The sequence below is a fragment of the Streptomyces sp. NPDC020747 genome, assembly GCF_044334695.1.
Taxonomy (GTDB): domain Bacteria; phylum Actinomycetota; class Actinomycetes; order Streptomycetales; family Streptomycetaceae; genus Streptomyces.
Map to the genome: position 1 here is coordinate 25,674 of NZ_JBIRTJ010000002.1, position 19,079 is coordinate 44,752.

17 protein-coding genes, 1 tRNA gene and 1 riboswitch are annotated in these 19,079 nt (G+C 68.6%); of the genes, 13 read left to right on the top strand and 5 right to left on the bottom strand.

Translation table 11 applies throughout. From position 1 onward, the window contains the following. Window positions 1-111 precede the first annotated feature (111 nt). The 7 genes from ACH4YP_RS05240 (at window position 112) to ACH4YP_RS05270 (ending at window position 7,847) form a co-directional block, all read left to right on the top strand. Window positions 112-1,407, top strand: a complete 1,296-nt coding sequence (locus ACH4YP_RS05240; protein WP_398489498.1) for a cytochrome P450 — start codon at window positions 112-114, stop codon at window positions 1,405-1,407. 211 nt (window positions 1,408-1,618) lie between these two features. After that, window positions 1,619-2,581, top strand: coding sequence for a transglycosylase family protein (locus ACH4YP_RS05245; protein WP_398489499.1), 963 nt, complete (start codon window positions 1,619-1,621; stop codon window positions 2,579-2,581). Between the two features lie 225 nt (window positions 2,582-2,806). Then, window positions 2,807-2,977, top strand: a riboswitch (cyclic di-AMP (ydaO/yuaA leader). A gap of 4 nt (window positions 2,978-2,981) precedes the next feature. Then, complete coding sequence (locus ACH4YP_RS05250) at window positions 2,982-3,698, top strand: transglycosylase family protein (protein WP_361060975.1); 717 nt, start codon at window positions 2,982-2,984, stop codon at window positions 3,696-3,698. A gap of 443 nt (window positions 3,699-4,141) precedes the next feature. Next, a complete protein-coding gene (gene eno, locus ACH4YP_RS05255) occupies window positions 4,142-5,422 on the top strand; it encodes a phosphopyruvate hydratase (RefSeq protein WP_192583040.1) in 1,281 nt (426 codons plus the stop codon). A gap of 160 nt (window positions 5,423-5,582) precedes the next feature. After that, window positions 5,583-6,059 carry a septum formation initiator family protein gene (locus ACH4YP_RS05260; protein ID WP_398489500.1) on the top strand — a complete coding sequence of 159 codons (477 nt, stop codon included), beginning with the start codon at window positions 5,583-5,585 and terminating at the stop codon, window positions 6,057-6,059. Window positions 6,060-6,120: 61 nt separating this feature from the next. Beyond that, window positions 6,121-6,642: a DUF501 domain-containing protein gene (locus ACH4YP_RS05265; RefSeq protein ID WP_361060978.1), complete on the top strand. Its 522-nt coding sequence runs from the start codon at window positions 6,121-6,123 to the stop codon at window positions 6,640-6,642. 254 nt (window positions 6,643-6,896) lie between these two features. Next, a complete protein-coding gene (locus tag ACH4YP_RS05270) occupies window positions 6,897-7,847 on the top strand; it encodes a Ppx/GppA phosphatase family protein (RefSeq protein WP_361060980.1) in 951 nt (316 codons plus the stop codon). Between the two features lie 73 nt (window positions 7,848-7,920). Here ACH4YP_RS05270 and ACH4YP_RS05275 read toward each other — a convergent pair whose 3' ends face one another. Both ACH4YP_RS05275 and ACH4YP_RS05280 read right to left on the bottom strand, forming a co-directional pair. Next, window positions 7,921-8,190: a type II toxin-antitoxin system RelE/ParE family toxin gene (locus ACH4YP_RS05275; protein ID WP_361060982.1), complete on the bottom strand. Its 270-nt coding sequence runs from the start codon at window positions 8,188-8,190 to the stop codon at window positions 7,921-7,923. After that, complete coding sequence (locus tag ACH4YP_RS05280; RefSeq protein ID WP_351362702.1) at window positions 8,187-8,459, bottom strand: type II toxin-antitoxin system Phd/YefM family antitoxin; 273 nt, start codon at window positions 8,457-8,459, stop codon at window positions 8,187-8,189. The genes ACH4YP_RS05275 and ACH4YP_RS05280 overlap by 4 nt, the downstream gene beginning before the upstream one ends. 472 nt (window positions 8,460-8,931) lie before the next feature. On the opposite strand from ACH4YP_RS05280, the gene ACH4YP_RS05285 reads away from it, so the two are divergent. Both ACH4YP_RS05285 and ACH4YP_RS05290 read left to right on the top strand, forming a co-directional pair. Then, the gene (locus ACH4YP_RS05285) at window positions 8,932-10,344 is read left to right on the top strand and encodes an NAD(P)/FAD-dependent oxidoreductase (protein ID WP_398489501.1); all 1,413 of its coding nucleotides are present in this window, start codon (window positions 8,932-8,934) and stop codon (window positions 10,342-10,344) included. Window positions 10,345-10,649: 305 nt separating this feature from the next. Further along, complete coding sequence (locus ACH4YP_RS05290) at window positions 10,650-11,939, top strand: class I SAM-dependent methyltransferase (RefSeq protein WP_361060986.1); 1,290 nt, start codon at window positions 10,650-10,652, stop codon at window positions 11,937-11,939. A 67-nt stretch (window positions 11,940-12,006) separates the two neighbouring features. On the opposite strand, the gene ACH4YP_RS05295 is transcribed toward ACH4YP_RS05290, so the two are convergent. Together ACH4YP_RS05295 and ACH4YP_RS05300 are read right to left on the bottom strand one after the other, a co-directional pair. Next, window positions 12,007-14,529, bottom strand: a complete 2,523-nt coding sequence (locus ACH4YP_RS05295) for an FtsX-like permease family protein (protein ID WP_361060988.1) — start codon at window positions 14,527-14,529, stop codon at window positions 12,007-12,009. A gap of 63 nt (window positions 14,530-14,592) precedes the next feature. After that, window positions 14,593-15,363, bottom strand: coding sequence for an ABC transporter ATP-binding protein (locus ACH4YP_RS05300; RefSeq protein WP_398489503.1), 771 nt, complete (start codon window positions 15,361-15,363; stop codon window positions 14,593-14,595). 393 nt (window positions 15,364-15,756) lie between these two features. Between ACH4YP_RS05300 and ACH4YP_RS05305 the strand changes: the two genes are divergently transcribed. From ACH4YP_RS05305 to ACH4YP_RS05315, 3 genes are all read left to right on the top strand, one after another. Beyond that, window positions 15,757-15,839 (top strand) — tRNA-Leu (locus ACH4YP_RS05305). 204 nt (window positions 15,840-16,043) lie between these two features. Beyond that, window positions 16,044-17,219, top strand: a complete 1,176-nt coding sequence (locus tag ACH4YP_RS05310; RefSeq protein ID WP_398489504.1) for a 4-hydroxybenzoate 3-monooxygenase — start codon at window positions 16,044-16,046, stop codon at window positions 17,217-17,219. 185 nt (window positions 17,220-17,404) lie between these two features. Further along, on the top strand, window positions 17,405-18,301 hold the full coding sequence (locus ACH4YP_RS05315; RefSeq protein ID WP_361060993.1) for a Bax inhibitor-1/YccA family protein: 897 nt from the start codon (window positions 17,405-17,407) through the stop codon (window positions 18,299-18,301). 90 nt (window positions 18,302-18,391) lie between these two features. On the opposite strand, the gene ACH4YP_RS05320 is transcribed toward ACH4YP_RS05315, so the two are convergent. Further along, window positions 18,392-18,622 (bottom strand): DUF4287 domain-containing protein, encoded by a 231-nt coding sequence (locus tag ACH4YP_RS05320; RefSeq protein WP_103550712.1) that lies wholly within the window; start codon window positions 18,620-18,622, stop codon window positions 18,392-18,394. A gap of 132 nt (window positions 18,623-18,754) precedes the next feature. Between ACH4YP_RS05320 and ACH4YP_RS05325 the strand changes: the two genes are divergently transcribed. Further along, entirely contained in the window at window positions 18,755-19,036 is a 282-nt protein-coding gene (locus tag ACH4YP_RS05325) for a hypothetical protein (RefSeq protein WP_361060996.1), read from the top strand. Window positions 19,037-19,079 lie beyond the last annotated feature (43 nt).

Genomic DNA, 19,079 nt, shown 5'->3' on the forward strand with positions numbered 1-19,079 from the left:
TCTAGGACAACCGGCGCAAGCCGCGGAGCGGAGCCCGGCTCGGAGAGCGGCCGCGTCGGGCCGCGACGATACCGGGCCCGCTTTCACCACCCCTCCCGATACGGTCGAGGGGTGACGGAAACACCTGCTCAGCCACCCGCGGGGGAGCCTGCCCCGGAACTCTTCACCTGGGAGTTCGCGACCGACCCCTACCCGGCGTACGCCTGGCTCAGGGAGCACGCCCCCGTGCATCGGACGAAACTCCCCAGCGGGGTCGAGGCCTGGCTGGTGACCCGGTACGCGGATGCCAAGCAGGCCCTCGCTGACGGCCGGCTCAGCAAGAACCCCGCCCATCACGACGAGCCCGCGCACGCGAAGGGGAAGACCGGCATCCCCGGCGAGCGCAAGGCCGAGCTGATGACGCACCTCCTCAACATCGACCCACCGGACCACACCAGGCTCCGGCGGCTGGTCAGCAAGGCGTTCACTCCTCGGCGGGTGGCCGAATTCGCGCCCCGCGTGCAGGAGTTGACCGACCGGCTCATCGACGGGTTCGTGGAGAAGGGAGAGGCCGACCTCATTCACGAGTTCGCGTTCCCGCTCCCCATCTACGCCATCTGCGATCTGCTGGGCGTCCCGCGCGAGGACCAGGACGACTTCCGGGACTGGGCCGGGATGATGATCCGGCACGGGGGAGGGCCGCGCGGGGGTGTCGCCCGGTCCGTGAAGAAGATGCGCGGCTATCTCGCCGAGCTCATCCACCGCAAGCGCGAGGAGCTGACGGAGCTGGCCGCCCCGGGCGAGGATCTCCTCTCCGGTCTCATCCGGGCCTCCGACCACGGCGAGCACCTCACCGAGAACGAGGCCGCCGCCATGGCCTTCATCCTCCTGTTCGCCGGGTTCGAGACGACCGTGAACCTGATCGGCAACGGCACGTACGCCCTGCTCACCCACCCCGAGCAGCGGCAGCGGCTCCAGGACTCCCTCGCGGCGGGCCGTACGGACCTTCTCGCGACCGGTGTCGAGGAACTGCTCCGCTACGACGGGCCGGTGGAGCTGGCCACCTGGCGGTTCGCCACCGAGCCGCTGAGCATCGGCGGGCAGGACATCGCCGCCGGCGACCCCGTACTCGTCGTGCTCGCCGCCGCAGACCGCGACCCCGCCCGGTTCGCCGAGCCCGACACCCTCGACCTCTCCCGCCGCGACAACCAGCACCTCGGTTACGGCCACGGCATCCACTACTGCCTCGGCGCACCACTGGCCCGGCTGGAGGGCCAGACCGCGCTGGCCACGCTTCTCACCCGGCTCCCCGACCTGCAACTCGTGGGCGATTCCGCCGATTTGCGGTGGCGTGGGGGTCTCATCATGAGGGGATTGCGCACGCTTCCGGTGGAGTTCGCCCCTTCGGTGAAGGTGCGTACGGACTAGCGGCTGACTAGCAGACGGGGTCGACGGAACATGAGACTCCGTCAACTTTGTGATCTTCACGTGATCTGCGCTGCATCGACTTGTGACAAGAGTTCGACTGCCTATACGTTCACCCATCAATGCGACCGGTCCCGCCTGTCGCAGAAGTCACAAGCGCAGTCATCGGCTGTGCGCTGTGCGCAGTCCTTGCTGTCACGCGAAAGGCAACCGCATGCTCTCCGGGAACGGTCGTCACCGTCGCCCCCGTCAGGCTCCGGCTCTCCTCGTCGCGGCGGGCGTGACCGGGTCGGCCATCGCGATTCCTCTGCTCGGCGCGACCGGCGCGAGCGCCGCCAGCGGTACCACCTGGGACGCGGTCGCGGAGTGCGAGAGCGGCGGCTCCTGGAGCGCGAACTCCGGCAACGGGTACTACGGCGGCCTCCAGATGACCCAGGAGACCTGGGAGGACAACGGCGGCCTCGACTACGCGCCGAGCGCCGACCAGGCCAGCCGCTCGCAGCAGATAGCCGTCGCCGAGAAGATCCTCGCGAAGCAGGGCACGAGCGCCTGGGCGACCTGCGGACTCGTCGCGGGCCTGACGCAGAACTCCGACTCGGCCGACGCCGACACGGGAGTCGCGGAGGAATCCTCCACTCCGTTGTCCGGCTTGGGTATGGGGGACAGCGGCAACGGGACGAACTCCGACACGTCTGGTTCATCTGATTCATCCGGTTCGTCCGACTCGCCCAAGTCGTCCACCGGCAGTGGCGACAGCGCGGACTCACAGGATTCCGACAGCTCCTCCGCGGACGCCACCGCGAAGAGTGATGACCCGGACAAGTCGTCCCAGAGCGGCGAGCCTTCGGCCGAGGCGAGCGAGAGCGCCGGCGCGGAAGACAGCGGCTCCGGCCGTCACCGCGGCGGCAGCGCCGACGAAGGCGCCACCGACTCCCGTGCGGACGACTCCGTCGGACGGCATGCCTCGCGCAGCGACAGCGAGTCGCGCGTCGCCGCCGAGGGCTCGTACGCCGTCCGTTCCGGAGACAGTCTCTGGGGGATCGCCGACTCCCTTGGCGTCAAGGGCGGATGGCGGGCGCTCTACGCCGAGAACAAGGAAGCCGTCGGCGACGACCCGGACTTCATCATCCCCGGTCAGAGCCTCGACGTGGAAGGCCTGCAGACGGCGGACAAGTAGCGGTCCGCGCGGTGTGCCATGTGGTCATCAAGGCGTCGAATCGGGCTAAAAACAGCGGCAGTTCGCGCTGAATGTCCGATTTGGCGAAAGTGAGACATGGATCTCAAGACCTTGATCGTCTTTGAAATTCGGCGGATCGCGTGTCTACGGTCGTGACCGCTCGCCACTGGTGAGCCCCGACGGTCGCAACGCCGAATCCTGCCAACGGCCGTACGGGAACAGTCGTCGCGTCAAGCGCCGTAGGCAGGAGCGGGGGACCCAAGGTAAGTGCCGGACCCGGTCGTCGAGGCCAGGTACGGCTTGGGGTTAAGCCGCGTGACAGCAGTGTCACGTGGCCGGGCAACTCACTCGGCCCGAACCCGACAGCTCACCTCGCAGGCGTCGGTGAGGGGATCACTTCATGCTGTTTTCCGGCAAGGGCAAGCACCGCCGCCCGTCCAAGGCCACCCGTATCGCCACGCTCGCCGGTGTCACCACCGCGGCCGTCGCCGTCCCGCTGATGGGCGCCACGGGAGCCTCCGCCGCCACCGCTTCCGAGTGGGACGCCGTCGCCCAGTGCGAGTCCGGCGGCAACTGGTCGATCAACACCGGCAACGGCTACTACGGCGGCCTGCAGTTCTCGGCCTCCACCTGGGCCGCGTACGGCGGCTCGGCGTACGCCTCCACGGCCAACCAGGCCTCCAAGTCCCAGCAGATAGCCGTCGCTGAGAAGGTCCTCGCGGGCCAGGGCAAGGGCGCCTGGCCGAGCTGTGGCGTGGGCCTGTCCGGCGCCTCGACCGGTGGCGCCCCGGCTCCCTCGGGCTCCGGCTCCTCGAACTCGGGCAACTCCGGCCAGAGCACCTCGCAGTCTCAGCAGCAGCAGAGCACCAAGTCCTCCGAGGAGCGCGCCTCGCGTTCCCAGGAGCGCTCGACCGCGAAGAAGACCGTCGAGACCCCGACCGGCAAGAAGGTCGAGAAGGGCGACGGCGAGTACAAGGTCGTCAAGGGTGACACCCTCAGCGAGATCGCCGAGAAGGAGAACGTCAAGGGCGGCTGGCAGAAGCTGTACAAGCTGAACGACGACATCGTCGACGACGCCGACTTCATCTTCCCGGGCCAGCAGCTGCACCTCAGCTGACCCCCGTCGGCCGCGACCCCCACTTCGATCGCCCGGACGACATGTCCAGGCCGAGGCCCTGGCCGCTCAGCCTCGGCCGGATCTCCGGTCCATATTCGAATCGCGGCTGAACCACAGCGCCCTCACATCCGTGTCCCCCATAGTGGAGGCCTCGTGAGGGCACCCCCCCGTCCCCCACGGGCTCCCCGCTCCGGTGCGTGTTCCCCCGTACGCACCGGGGCGGGGCTTTTTTCGTTCCCGCGCTCCCCTTGTACTTCCCGCGCGCCTCCCTCTCGCTTTGTTCCGTTCGGAAACAATTTACTCTCGGTTCTGTCCATGAGGCGGTCGAGGGCTGGCCGAACCGCGGCAGCCGGTTAGGCTCATGCTGCGGGGCCACCACAGGTCGCGCCCAACCGGGCCTTCGGCCCGGAACAGCTTGCGTCACATCCCAGAAGGAGATGCTCGTGCCGTCCATCGACGTCGTCGTAGCCCGGGAAATCCTCGACTCGCGAGGCAACCCCACCGTCGAGGTCGAGGTCGGCCTCGACGACGGCAGCACGGGTCGTGCCGCCGTTCCGTCCGGCGCCTCCACCGGTGCCTTCGAGGCTGTTGAGCTCCGTGACGGAGACCCCAACCGTTACCTCGGCAAGGGTGTCGAGAAGGCCGTCCTCGCCGTCATCGAGCAGCTCGGCCCGGAGCTCGTCGGCTACGACGCCACCGAGCAGCGCCTCATCGACCAGGCGATGATCGACCTGGACGCCACCGACAACAAGGGCTCGCTCGGCGCCAACGCCATCCTCGGCGTCTCGCTCGCCGTCGCCCACGCCGCGTCCGAGGCGTCCGACCTCCCCCTCTTCCGCTACCTGGGCGGACCGAACGCGCACCTGCTGCCGGTCCCGATGATGAACATCCTCAACGGTGGGTCGCACGCCGACTCCAACGTCGACATCCAGGAGTTCATGATCGCCCCGATCGGCGCGGAGTCCTTCTCCGAGGCCGTGCGCTGGGGCGCCGAGGTCTACCACACCCTCAAGAAGGTCCTGAAGAGCCGCGGCCTGTCCACCGGCCTCGGCGACGAGGGCGGCTTCGCCCCGAACCTCGGCTCCAACCGCGAGGCCCTGGACCTGATCCTCGACGCGATCAAGGAGGCCGGTTACGTTCCCGGCCAGCAGGTCGCCCTCGCGCTCGACGTCGCCGCCTCCGAGTTCTACAAGGACGGCAAGTACCTCTTCGAGGGCAAGGAGCGCTCCGCCGCCGAGATGACGGAGTACTACGAGGAGCTCGTCGCGGCCTACCCGCTCGTCTCCATCGAGGACCCGCTGTACGAGGACGACTGGGCCGGCTGGAACGTCATCACCGAGAAGCTCGGCGACAAGGTCCAGATCGTCGGCGACGACCTCTTCGTCACCAACCCCGAGCGCCTCGCCCGCGGCATCGAGGAGGGCTCCGCCAACGCCCTGCTCGTCAAGGTCAACCAGATCGGCTCGCTGACCGAGACGCTGGACGCCGTCGAGATGGCCCAGCGCAACGGCTTCAAGTGCATGATGTCCCACCGCTCCGGCGAGACCGAGGACGTCACGATCGCCGACCTCGCCGTCGCGGTGAACTGCGGCCAGATCAAGACCGGCGCCCCGGCCCGCTCGGACCGCGTCGCCAAGTACAACCAGCTGCTGCGCATCGAGGAGATCCTCGACGACGCGGCGGTGTACGCGGGCCGTTCGGCCTTCCCGCGCTTCAAGGGCTGAGCACGGCCCTTCGGCCGGGGTGACAGCCCCGTCGTACGTACGTCCCCGTACTCGGTCCCGTACCGTGTGCGGGGACGTACGTACGTGACGGGCTCGATGTACGCGATGCACTCGACGGGCTCGATGTGCTCGACGGGTTTGTACCGGGGAGGCGGGACAGATGGCCGTGAAGGACCGCGACCGGTTCTCCACCTCGACCAGGCTGCGGCTGCTCGGTGAGCAGACCGCCGCCCGTGTCTACCGCTCGCAGACCAAGCGGCAGGCCCGCCGCTCACGGCTGACCGGCCGGGCGGCACTCCTCGCCCTCGTCCTGTGCACGCTCGTGGTGGCCCTCGCCTATCCCATAAGGCAGTACGTCTCCCAGCGCGCCGAGGTCGCCGATCTCCAGCGCGAGCGGAAGCAGGCCCGCCAACGGGTCGAGCAGCTGCGCGACCTCAAGGCGCGGTGGCAGGACGACGCGTACGCCGAGCAGCGCATCCGGGAGCGGCTGCACTACGTGATGCCGGGCGAGACCGGCTACATCGTGATCGACCCCGACGCGGCGAAGAAGACGCGTACGGATCAGACGGCGGCCGACCGGGCCTGGTACGCCAACGTCTGGGACGGCGTCGACAAGGCGGACGCCGCCGACAGGTGAGCCGCCCAGCGATCCCCTCAGTGACCTGAACCGAACTGACCAGAGAGACTTACGCACAGGCATGCAAACGCCCCCGCCGCCCACCCCGCGCACCGAGCCCACCGACGCGGACGTCGAGGCCTTCAAGCAGCAGCTCGGGCGGCCGCCGCGCGGGCTGCGCGCGATCGCGCACCGCTGTCCGTGCGGGCAGCCGGACGTCGTCGAGACGGCCCCCCGGCTGCCGGACGGGACTCCCTTCCCGACGACGTACTACCTGACGTGTCCCCGGGCGGCCTCCGCCATCGGGACGCTGGAGGCGAACGGCGTCATGAAGGAGATGACCGACCGGCTCGCCACGGATCCGGAGTTGGCGGCCGCGTACCGGGCGGCGCACGAGGACTACATCGCCCGGCGCGACTCCATCGAGGTGCTCGCGGGCTTTCCGAGCGCGGGCGGTATGCCGGACCGGGTGAAGTGCCTCCACGTCCTGGTCGCCCACTCCCTGGCCGCCGGGCCGGGAGTGAACCCCCTGGGGGACGAGGCGCTCGCGCTGCTGCCGGAGTGGTGGCGCAAGGGGGCGTGCGTGGTGGCCACCGAGGCGTGATTCCGCACCCGCTATCGGCCTGAACGGCCTCGTCCTCAAACTCCCCCACTCTCGGCTTCGCTCGAGCGGGGGACCCCCACGACGGGCTGAATGTGTCGGCCCGGGCCGCGAAGTCTTCAGCCCCTCCGGCGTTTGAGGAGCGGGGGTTCGGGGGCGGAGCCCCTGAGTAAGGGACGGGATTGGGTAGGGGCGGCGGGGGCGAGAAAATGCTCGGGCGCCCCCGGAGCCACGATCGCAACAGGAGACCACCACTCATGACTCGCGTCGCCGCCATCGACTGCGGTACCAACTCGATCCGCCTCCTCGTCGCGGACGCGGACCCGGCGACGGGCGAACTCGTCGACCTGGACCGGCGGATGACGATCGTCCGGCTGGGCCAGGGCGTCGACCGGACGGGCCGCCTCGCCCCGGACGCACTGGAGCGCACCTTCGCGGCCTGCCGCGAGTACGCGGCGATCGTGAAGGAACACGGCGCGGAGCGACTCCGCTTCGTGGCGACCTCCGCCTCCCGCGACGCCGAGAACCGCGACGAGTTCGTACGAGGAGTCCTCGACATCCTGGGCGTCGAGCCCGAGGTCATCTCCGGCGACCAGGAGGCGGAGTTCTCGTTCACGGGCGCCACCAAGGAGCTGAGGGGCCGCGAAGACCTGGCCAAGCCCTACCTCGTCGTGGACATCGGCGGCGGCTCCACAGAGTTCGTCGTGGGCGAGGACCACGTCCGCGCCGCCCGCTCGGTCGACATCGGCTGCGTACGGATGACGGAACGGCACCTCGTACGCGACGGCGTGGTCAGCGACCCGCCGGCCCCGGAGCAGATCGAGGCGATCCGCGCCGACATCGAGGCGGCCCTCGACCTCGCCGAGGAGTCCGTGCCGCTGAGCGAGGCCCGTACGCTCGTCGGGCTCGCCGGATCCGTGACCACCGTCTCGGCGATCGCCCAGGACCTCCCGGAGTACGACTCCGAGGCCATCCACCACTCCCGGGTCTCCTACGACCGCGTCCGAGAGATCACCGAGCGGCTGCTGTCCGCCACCCACGCGGAGCGTGCCGCGATCCCCTCGATGCACCCGGGCCGGGTCGACGTCATCGGCGCCGGCGCCCTCGTACTGCTCTCGATCATGGAGCGGACCGGCGCGGACGAGGTGGTCGTGAGCGAACACGACATCCTCGACGGCATCGCTTTCCATACGGCACTCAAGTCGTGATGATGCGGTAAGCGGCGATCCTCGGTGGAGCCGGGCGGCTCAAGGCGCGCGGGTCCGTGAGGACCCGCGCGCCTCACAGGTTGCGGTAGATGTCGCGGCGGTTGCCCACCTTGACGACGAGGATGACGAGTTCACCGTCTTCCACCTGGTAGGCGACCCGGTAGTTGCCGACCCGGAGCCGGTAGAGCCCCGATGTGCCGGTGAGTTTCTTGACGTCGGCACCCTCACGGTACGGATCGTCGCCGAGTGCGGTCAGCGCGGTCAGGATGCGCATGGCGTCGAGCCGAGCGATGTCCCTCAGCTGCCGCTGCGCCGCCGTGGTGAACCGGAACGCGTACTTCACGCGGCGCCTTCACCGCGCTCGGTGAACAGATCTGCCAGCAGCTCGGCCATGGTCACGGTGGGGCCGTTCTCGGCCAGGACCGCTTCGGCCTCTCGGGCCAACATGACGTCGGCCGCCTCTTCCAGGGCTTCGAAATCCGCGATCGGTACCACGGCCGCCACCGGAGTGCCGTTGCGAGTGATTACCGTCGGGGTGCCTTCCTCGGCCAGGTTGATGCGGTCCGCGAGATGGGCGCGGGCTTCCCGTATGGTCACGGTGTCCTCGGTCATGACGTCAGTGTACGCACATATGTGTACACGCGGCCAGGGTCGGGCTGGATTGCCCCTCGGGTGAGCAGGTCGGAGGACGTATGAGCGGCTCGGGCGGCCTCTGGAGGGGGTTGGAAACAGCCTTGGGAACGCCTCGTCGGAAAAGTTCGTGAACTTCTTCACAAGAGAATCGTGCCTGCTGGGCGAGGTTTTCGTCCCTACGAGTCTCGCGGGAGCCCCGAGCGGCTCCGGAACATGATCAACAGGGTGTTCCGCGAGTGCTGCGATCGTATGAAAAAGGGGGCTGGTTCGGAGGGGTCGAACGGCCGGAGCGGCAGCTCACGCGGCATTGACAACGGCCCGCACCAGGCGCTGGTTCCCCTGTCCGACCATGACCTCGCTCACGTGGGCCGCGCAGTGTAGCAGAGGGTGTAAAGAAGCTTGTGAAGGGGCGCACGAGCGACCCCCCTGGGGCAGGTGGATACTCGGTGGCATGAGCACCACGGAGCGTCCCAGGATCCTCGTAGTAGGCGGTGGGTACGTAGGCCTGTACGCAGCTCGGCGCATTCTCAAGAAGATGCGCTATGGCGAGGCGACCGTCACGGTCGTCGACCCCCGGTCGTACATGACCTACCAGCCCTTCCTCCCCGAAGCAGCCGCCGGCAGCATTTCGCCTCGGCACGTCGTCGTCCCGCTGCGACGCGTGCTGCCCAAGGCGGAAGTTCTGACCGGCCGGGTCACGACCATCGACCAGGACCGCAAGGTCGCCACGATCGCCCCCCTCGTGGGTGAGGCGTACGAGCTGCCTTTCGACTACCTCGTCATCGCGATGGGCGCGGTCTCGCGCACCTTCCCGATCCCCGGCCTCGCCGAGCAGGGCATCGGTATGAAGGGCATCGAGGAGGCCATCGGCCTGCGCAACCACGTGCTCGAGCAGCTGGACAAGGCCGACTCCACGACCGACGAGGACGTGCGGCGCAAGGCGCTCACCTTCGTCTTCGTCGGCGGTGGCTTCGCCGGTGCGGAGACCATCGGTGAGGTCGAGGACATGGCCCGGGACGCGGCCAAGTACTACAACAACGTGTCGCGCGAGGACATGCGGTTCATCCTCGTCGACGCCGCGGACAAGATCCTTCCCGAGGTCGGCCCGAAGCTCGGCCAGTACGGCAAGGAGCACCTCGAAGGACGTGGGGTCGAGGTCTACCTCTCCACCTCCATGGACTCCTGCGTCGACGGCCACGTGGCGCTGAAGAACGGCCTCGAGGTCGACTCCAACACCATCGTGTGGACGGCCGGCGTCAAGCCCAACCCGGTGCTCTCCCGGTTCGGTCTGCCGCTCGGTCCCCGTGGTCACGTGGACACGCAGACCACGCTCCAGGTGCAGGGCACGGACCACGTCTGGGCCGCCGGCGACAACGCCCAGGTGCCGGACCTCGTCGGCCGCAAGGCCGGCAACGAGAACGCCTGGTGCCCGCCGAACGCGCAGCACGCGCTGCGGCAGGCCCGCGTCCTCGGTGACAACGTGATCTCCGGTATGCGGGGCTTCCCGCAGAAGGAGTACAGCCACGCCAACAAGGGTGCGGTCGCCGGGCTCGGCCTGCACAAGGGCGTCGCGATGATCGTCATGGGCAAGATGAAGATCAAGCTCAAGGGCCGTCTCGCCTGGTACATGCACCGGGGTTACCACGGGCTGGCCATGCCGACGTGGAACCGTAAGATCCGCGTCTTCGCCGACTGGACTCTCGCGATGTTCCTCAAGCGTGAGGTCGTGTCGCTCGGGGCCATGGAGACTCCGCGTGAGGAGTTCTACGAGGCCGCGAAGCCGGCGCCGGCGGCTGCCGCGAAGGCCGAGCCGGTGTCCGCGGCTTCGGCCGCCAAGACCGAGGAGAAGGCCAAGGCCTCCTGACCTCCGGTCACCCGCTTCACCCCGAAGGGGGTCTCCCGCCATCCGTGGTGCGGGAGGCCCCCTTCGGGGTTTTTCGCCCCCGCCGCCCCTGCCCAGTACCACCCCTTACTCAGGGGCTCCGCCCCCGAACCCCCGCTCCTCAAACGCCGGAGGGGCTGACTACCAGCATGTTCGGCTCCGCGGTTTGCGTGTTGCCTGCATGTATTTTGCCCAGATGTAACGCTTTGGCGGGACTGCGCATCGGGCCCGTTGGTGTTTACGTGGTGTTGGAGTCTGTGGGATCCGTCATCACGGAGGTGTGCGTCATGCAGGACGCGGCGCTGCGGCTGAAGGCGCTGATGGAGCAGTTGCTGGGAGCCCCGCTCCCGGTGCGCATTCGCGCCTGGGACGGCTCGGAGGCGGGACCGCCCGAGAGCCCCGTACTCGTCGTACGGAACCGCCGGGCCCTGCGCCGACTGCTCTGGAAGCCCGGCGAACTGGGCATGGCCCGTGCCTGGGTCGCCGGGGACCTGACGGTGGACGGTGATCTGTACGCCGTCCTGGACGTCATGGCCGAGCTGGTGTGGGAGCGCGGCGAGGACGCCCGGACCCTGCGCGAGGCCCTGCGCGATCCCGAGGTGCGGGCCGCCGTGCGGGGGCTCGTGCGGATGGCGGGCCCGCCACTGCCCCCCGCCCCGCCCCGCGAGGAGGTGCGCAGGCACTCCCACCTGCACACCAAGCGCACCGACAGACGGGCGATCAGCCACCACTACGACGTCGGGAACGACTTCTACGAGATCGTCCTCGGGCCGTCCATGGTCTACTCGTGCGCCTACTGGGAATCCCCGGACGGCACATTGGAGGACGCGCAGCGCGACAAACTCGGGCTCGTCGCCCGCAAGCTCGATCTGAAGCCGGGCATGCGGCTGCTCGACGTCGGCTGCGGCTGGGGTTCGATGGCCATCCACGCCGCCCGCGAGCACGGCGTGAGCGTCGTCGGCGTCACCCTCTCCCAGGAACAGGCCGCGTACGCCCGCAAGCGCGTCGCGGAGGAGGGGCTCACCGACCGGATCGAGATCCGCGTCCAGGACTACCGCGACGTCACCGACGGTCCGTACGACGCGATCTCCTCCATCGGTATGGCGGAACACGTCGGCAGCGACCGCTATCTGGAGTACGCGCGGGATCTGTTCGCCCTCCTCGAACCGGGCGGACGGCTCCTCAACCACCAGATCGGTCGTCGGCCGTGGGACAACGAATCTGCCTATGAGATCGACGAGTTCATCGACGCGTACGTCTTCCCGGACGGCGAGCTCGCTCCGATCGGCGGGACCGTGAGCGGGCTGGAGGCGGCCGGGTTCGAGGTCCGTGACGTCGAGTCCCTCCGCGAGCACTACGCGCTCACGCTGCGCCGCTGGGTCGCCAACCTGGAGGCCAACTGGCCGAACGCGGTCCGGCTCACCAGCCCCGGCCGGGCCCGGGTCTGGCGGCTCTACATGGCCGCCTCCGCCCTCGCCTTCGAGCGCAACCGCATCGGCGTGAACCAGGTGCTGGCGGTGAGGACCCCGGACACCGGCACCTCGGGGATGCCGCTGCGCGCCCGCTCCTGGCGGTAGGACGTACGTGAGTGGGGCCCCGGACGACGCTCGTCCGGGGCCCCACTCCTGTGCGCACCGCCAGTGACTACTCGCTCTTGATCGCCATCAGCGGGTTCAGTTTCGCCGCGCTGCGCGCCGGCCACATCGCCGCGAGGACGCCGACCAGGCCCGCGATGCAGAGGAAGAGGGCGATCCGGCCGAACGGGATCTCCATGGTGTACGTCTTCACCGTGCCGGCGATGCTGTCGCCCGCCACCCAGCCCATGAAGAGGCCGAGACCGATGCCGAGCACCGCACCGAACAGGGAGATGAGGATCGCCTCCAGGCGCACCATCTGCTTGACCTTCGCGCGGTCGAGACCGATGGCCCGCATCATGCCGATCTCGTGCTTCCGCTCGAAGACCGACATGGCCAGGGTGTTGATGACACCGAGGACCGCGATCAGGATGGCCATCGCCAGGAGGCCGTAGAGCATGTTCAGGATCAGGTTGATCGCGCCGGCGATCTCGTTGCTGATCGCGTCCTTGTCCTGGATCTTGATGGCGGGGTTGTCGCCCAGGGCCTTGACGAGGGCGTCCTCGGCCCGGTCGGAGACGCCGCCCTTCATCTTCACCATGACCTGCTGATCGGTGATCTTCGACAGGTGCGGGTCGACCACGGCGAGCGGCGCGAACAGACCGTTGATCATCTCGTTCTGCTCGTAGACGCCGGCGACCTTCAGCGGGGCCGTCTTGCCGTCGTCGAACTTCACCGGGACGGTGTCGCCCGTCTTCAGGCCCTTGTCGTCCGCGGTCTCCTTGTCGACCAGCGTGGAGGTGCCGGTCAGGTTCGCGAGGGAGCCGCTGGTGAAGTCGAGGCTCGTCAGCTTGCCGAAGGCCTTCTCGTCGACGCCGGTGACCTTGATGAACGAGCCGTCGAACTCACCGTAGGCGGGGCGCAACGGGCTGCTCGCCTCGACGTCGGGGAGCTTGTCCAGCTTCTCGCCGACCTCGGGGGCCAGCGGCTGGTAGTTCGCCATGGAGACGGTGTAGTCGGCCTTCAGGGAGCCCGCGGCCATCTTGTTGATGGCGCTGCTCATGGAGGTCGCGACCACCGTCATCGCCGTGATGAGGGTCAGGCCGATCATCAGGGCCGCGGCGGTGGAGGCCGTGCGGCGCGGGTTGCGCACCGCGTTGAGCCGGGACAGCTTGCCCGTGACGCCGAACGGCTTCAGGAGCGGGGCCGACGCGGCGATGAACGGGCGCGACAGGAGCGGCGTGAGGACGATGACACCGACGAGGATCACTCCGGCGCCGCCGGCCTTCACGTAGTTGTCGTCCATGAACAGCATGACCGTGCCGAGGGCGACGATGATCGAGCCGATGGTGTTGCGGACGACGAGACCGCGCGTGGTCGGCGTCGCGTGGACGCTGTTCATCGCGGCGACCGGCGGGATCTTCGCGGCGCGGCGGCCCGGCAGCCAGGCGGCCAGCATGGTCACGACCACGCCGATGACCAGCGCGACGACGATCGTGGTCGGGGCGATGACGATCGGCCCGTCGGGCAGGGAGGCGCCCGCGGAGTTCATCAGGGACTCCAGGCCCACGGCCACACCGACGCCGAGCGCGAAGCCCGTCACCGCGGCCACCAGGCCCACGAGGAACGCCTCGATGAGCACGGAGCGCGTCACCTGGCGGCGCGAGGCGCCGATGGCGCGCATCAGGGCCAGCTCCTTGGTGCGCTGGGCGACCAGCATGGTGAAGGTGTTGGCGATGATGAAGATTCCGACGAACAGGGCGATTCCCGCGAAGATGAGCAGGACCTGGCTCATCGACTTGGTCTGCTCCTCGATCATCGCCTCCTGGTCGGCGGAGAGCTGGGCACCGGAGAGGGCGACCGTCTCCTTCGGCAGGATCTTCTCGACCGAGCTCTTCAGCGCCGTCTCGGAGGTGCCGGCGGCGGCCTTCACGTCGATCTCGTCGTACTGGCTCTTGCCGAGGACCTTCATGGCGGTGTCGTTGTCGAACAACACCAGGCTGCCGCCCGCGAGGACGCTGCCGTCCTCGGTGTCGAAGACGCCGCTGATCCTCGCCTGCCTCACCGGGCCGTCGGTGGAGTAGCGGACCGTGTCACCGACCTTGTAGCCGGTGCGCCCGGCGGTCCTGGAGTCGAGCGCGATGTCACCGGCGGACTTGGGTGCCGCGCCCGTGGTGAAGTCGTAGCGGGGGTCCTTGCCGTCCTTGCCGGGGTAGTAGTTGGCACCGGAGGTGCCCCAGTCGCCGCCGACGAGCTTGCCGTCCTTGTCGGCGAGCGCGGTGAAGTCCATGACGCCGCCGATCGCCGAGTCGGCGCCGGGCAGGTTCTGGGTCTTCTTCAGGAGGGCGTCGGTCAGCCGCGGCGGCTTCTTGGCCTCGCCGTCGTCACCGGACTCGTAGGAACCGCCTTCGGGCTGTATGGCGACCGAGACGTGGTCGAAGCTCTTCGCCGACTTGTTCTTGTAGGCGTTGCCGAAGGTGTCGGTGAAGACCAGGGTGCCGGAGACGAAGGCGACGCCGAGCATGACGGCGAGCACGGTCATCAACAGCCTGGCCTTGTGCGCGAGGACGTTGCGCAGGGCGGTACGGAACATGGGTTTCTGTCCTGGTGGAGGAGGCGGGACGAGACACGGCGGGGTGCGAAGGCGCGTTGTCGGCTAGCTCGTACGGCCCTTGGCGTCGAAGTCCTTCATCCGGTCGAGGACGCCGTCGGCGGTCGGCGAGAGCATCTCGTCGACGACCCGCCCGTCGGCCAGGAAGATCACGCGGTCCGCGTACGCCGCGGCCACCGGGTCGTGGGTGACCATGACGACGGTCTGCCCCATCTCCCGTACGGAGTTGCGGAGGAAGCCCAGCACCTCGGCACCCGATCGCGAGTCCAGGTTTCCGGTCGGCTCGTCGCCGAAGATGATGTCCGGGCGGGAGGCCAGCGCGCGGGCCACGGCGACGCGCTGCTGCTGGCCGCCGGAGAGCTCGGAGGGGCGGTGGGAGAGGCGGTCGGCCAGGCCCACCATCCGGATCACGGTGTTGAGCCACTCCTTGTCCGGCTTGCGGCCCGCGATGTCCATCGGAAGGGTGATGTTCTCCAGGGCCGTGAGGGTCGGCAGGAGGTTGAAGGCCTGGAAGATGAAGCCGATCTTGTCCCGGCGCAACTTGGTGAGCTGCTTGTCCTTGAGGGAGCCGAGTTCGGTGTCGCCGATGCGGACCGAGCCGGAGGAGAAGCTGTCCAGGCCGGCCACGCAGTGCATCAGTGTGGACTTGCCGGAGCCGGAGGGGCCCATGATCGCGGTGAACTCGGCCTGCCGGAAGTCGACGGAGACCCTGCCCAGGGCGACCACCTGGGTCTCCCCCTGTCCATAGACCTTGGACAGTTCCGAGGCGCGGGCGGCCACCGTGGTGGCACGGTCGGCGAGGGGCATGGTGGTCACTGGAGGGTGCTCCTTGTCGGTACGACGACGAGTGAGGACGACCGTTCCATCGTCTGCGTCGATCGGCGCCGTGTAGTCACCCGCTGTTCCGGTTCCGAAGACAGCCTTGGGTCGCACCCGGAGTGCCCATGTCATACCTGGGGATGACGTCCGCCCCTGAGAGGGAATCGGCGACGGTTCGTCAGATTCCGCTCGTTCGGGCGGTGAAATCACGTCATTCCCCATACGCCGCCAAGCTTCGTCCGAACGGCATTTGGCATGTGCTGATGGCGCGTACCGTGGGCTGATGCACCCTCAGACGTCAATAAAATAAGACAACATCGGGCTGCCCTTCCGCTGTTCGGGGGATCTGTCCCGATAGGCTCGGAGCACTCGACGCGGAGCCCATGGCCTGCCCGGATGGTGGAATGCAGACACGGCGAGCTTAAACCTCGCTGCCCCTCGCGGGCGTACCGGTTCAAGTCCGGTTCCGGGCACCTCCGACACTTCCGCCGTTCCCGGCGTATCCCGGCGTATCCCAATGAAGGGTGCATCCTTCATTGAAGACTTCACCCCACAACCGTTGACAGCGGGTTCCGCCCGTCGGAGACTCAGCGTAGCAATTTGGTGAATTATATTTCACTGGGCGAACAGCGTGGATGTCGTCCACTTGAGTAGTCGGAGCGCGAAGGGGCGTGTCGATGCGTACCACCGTCGGGATCATCGGGGCCGGACCGGCCGGGCTGCTGCTGGCGCGGCTGCTGCACAACGCGGGGATCGACTCCGTCGTGCTGGAGAGCCGGGACCGGGCCTATGTGGAGCAGCGGCAGCGGGCCGGGATCCTGGAGCAGGGGACCGTGGACGTGCTGCGGGCCGCGGGCGCCGGTGAGCGCATGGACCGTGAGGGGCTGCGGCACGACGGCATCGAGCTGCGGTTCGACCGGCGGCGGCACCGGGTCGACTTCCCCGCTCTGACCGGTGGGCGGTCCGTGATGGTCTACGCCCAGACCGAGGTGTGCAAGGACCTCATCGCGCTTCAGCTCAAGGAGGGCGGGCCGCTGCTCTTCGAGGCGGAGGCCCTCGCCGTGGAGGGGGCGGACGGCGATGCCCCGCGGGTGCGCTTTCGGCACGAGGGCCGCGAGGACGTGCTGGAGTGCTCGTACGTGGTCGGGTGCGACGGGTTCTGGGGGGTCGCACGCAAGGCGATTCCCGCCGAGCTCACCCGGGTCTTCGAGCGGACGTACCCGTTCGGGTGGCTCGGGATCCTCGCCGATGTGCCTCCCTCGCACGACGAGCTCGTCTACGCCCGGCACGACCGCGGCTTCGCCCTGCTGTCCATGCGGTCGCCCGTCGTCTCGCGGCTCTACCTCCAGGTGCCCGAGGGCACGGACGCGCAGGAGTGGGCCGACGAGGAGATCTGGGACGAGCTGGAGCGGCGGTTCGAGACGGGGGACGGGTGGCGGCTGGAGCGGGGGCCCATCACGCAGAAGTCCGTCACACCCATGCGCAGCCATGTGCACGAGCCGATGCGGCACGGGCGGCTCTTCCTGGCCGGTGACGCCGCCCACATCGTGCCTCCGACCGGCGCCAAGGGGCTGAACCTCGCGGTCGGTGACGTCGTCACCTTCGCGCGGGCCCTGGCGTACGAGAAGGAGACCGGGTCGGCCGAGCGGCTCGACGCGTACTCCGAGACCTGTCTGCGGCGGGTGTGGCAGGCCGAGCGGTTCTCGTACGAGATGACGACGCTGCTGCACCGGCCGGCCGACGCGACGCCGTTCGAGGACCGGATCCAGCTGGCCCGCCTGGAGCGGATCGCGGGCTCACGCTCCGCCGAGCAGGACCTCGCCGAGGGATACACGGGCTTCCCGCTGGAGTGAGACGCCCCGGAAGAGGGAACCGGAACAGGGTGTACCGGCGTTGTAACGGTGCGGGGAATGCCGGGTCTCGACCTGGTGTTCCCGGTCACAAGAGGGGAAAGATCCTCCCCAGGCACTAGAGGCTTTCTTTTGCCTACCCATTACTCTTGAGCCAAGGCCGCGCAGGGTGGCCATGGAGGAGTGAAATGAGGAGCAGTAACCCGGTCTTCTCGCGACGGGGGTTCAGCCGCGACAACGGCCACGCGGGCTTCAACACCGCGCCGCAGGCCGGGGGCCCCGCTGTCGGAACGCAGGGGAACCCGTACGCGGGCACCCCGCACGCCCCGCAGGGCGGCAACCCGTACGCGCAGAATCCTTACGCCCCGCAGGACCTCCAGCACGGGGCGCCGCCGCAGGCCCCGCCCGCCGCCGGCCGCATGACGATGGACGACGTCGTCACGCGTACGGCCATGACGCTCGGCACGGTCACCGTCGGTGCCGTGCTCGCCTGGGCGCTGCTGCCGGTCACGTCGACCAGCTTCGGCCTGGCCATCGGCTCCGCGCTCATCGCGATGGTCTTCGCGCTGATCCAGGCCTTCAAGCGCAAGGCCTCGCCCCCGCTGATCCTGGCGTACGCCGCCTTCGAGGGTGTTTTCCTCGGCGTGATCAGTGAGATGTTCAACAGCCGGTGGAGTGGCGCGCCCTTCCAGGCCGTGCTCGGCACCATGGCGGTGTCCGGCGCCACCCTGCTGATCTACAAGGCGGGCTGGATCCGCGTCACCGCCCGGTACGCGCGCATCGGCATGGCCATCGCCATCGCCTTCGTGCTCGTCATGGCGGTCAACCTGCTGCTGGTCGTCTTCGGGGTCGCCGATGACGGCGGGCTGCGGAGCATGGGCCCGCTGGGCGCGATCGTCGGCATTCTCGCGATCGTCCTCGGCGCGTTCTTCCTGACGCTCGACTTCAAGCAGATCGAGGACGGCATCGCCTACGGCGCCCCTCGCGAGGAGTCCTGGCTGGCCGCCTTCGGCCTCACCATGAGCCTCGTGTGGATCTACCTGGAGATGCTGCGGCTGGTCGCGATCTTCAGCGGCAACGACTAGCACGCCGTGTGATCACAGCAGGAAGGGCCCGCGAACCTCGGTTCGCGGGCCCTTCCGTGTTTCTCGGGTGCAGGAGCAGAGCGAAACCGCTCAGAGCAGTTTGCGCGCGGCCCTCCTCAGGTCGTACTCGTGAATGATCGCCTTGGCGTGGCCGTACGCGAGGTCGTGCTCGGCGCGGAGCCAGCTGACCTTCTCCTCGAAGCGGAAGAGGGCGGGGCCTTCGTCGACGGTGCGCAGCCAGTCGGAGATCTCACGACCGGTGCAGTGGGGGATGCGGGCGAGCAGATTGCGATGGGTCTCCTCGGAGAAGACTTGGGACATCGGCGCCTCCGGACGCATGGGATGTAAGCCGGTCCTTCAAGTCACCGTGCCTGAGCGTTGGCCTGTTGGCAACAGTCCAGATGAGGCGCGTAGGGTCGGCGCGTGCTTGATACGACGCCTTTGACGCGGGCCGTGGAACATTTCGCCGACCGGTTGCGGGCCGCTCCGCAGAGCCGGTTGCAACGGGGGGCCGCCGCGGAAGCGCTGGGGCTGGCCAGGGAGTTGGCACTGCGTGCCCAGCGGTTGGAGGACCCCTTGCGGGAGCCTCTGGAGATGCCTGACGCGGGGATGTTCGCCGCGGCCGATCAGATCACTCTGGCTGGGAACGACTTGGCGGTTGTGCTGACCACGGGGGACGAGGTCGTGGACGCTGTGCGGGTTGTCGAGGAGGCGCAGAAGAGGGCGGGGGTCTGAGGTGCGATGGCGACTGCGGTTGCGTCGTGGCTGGTTGCGCAGT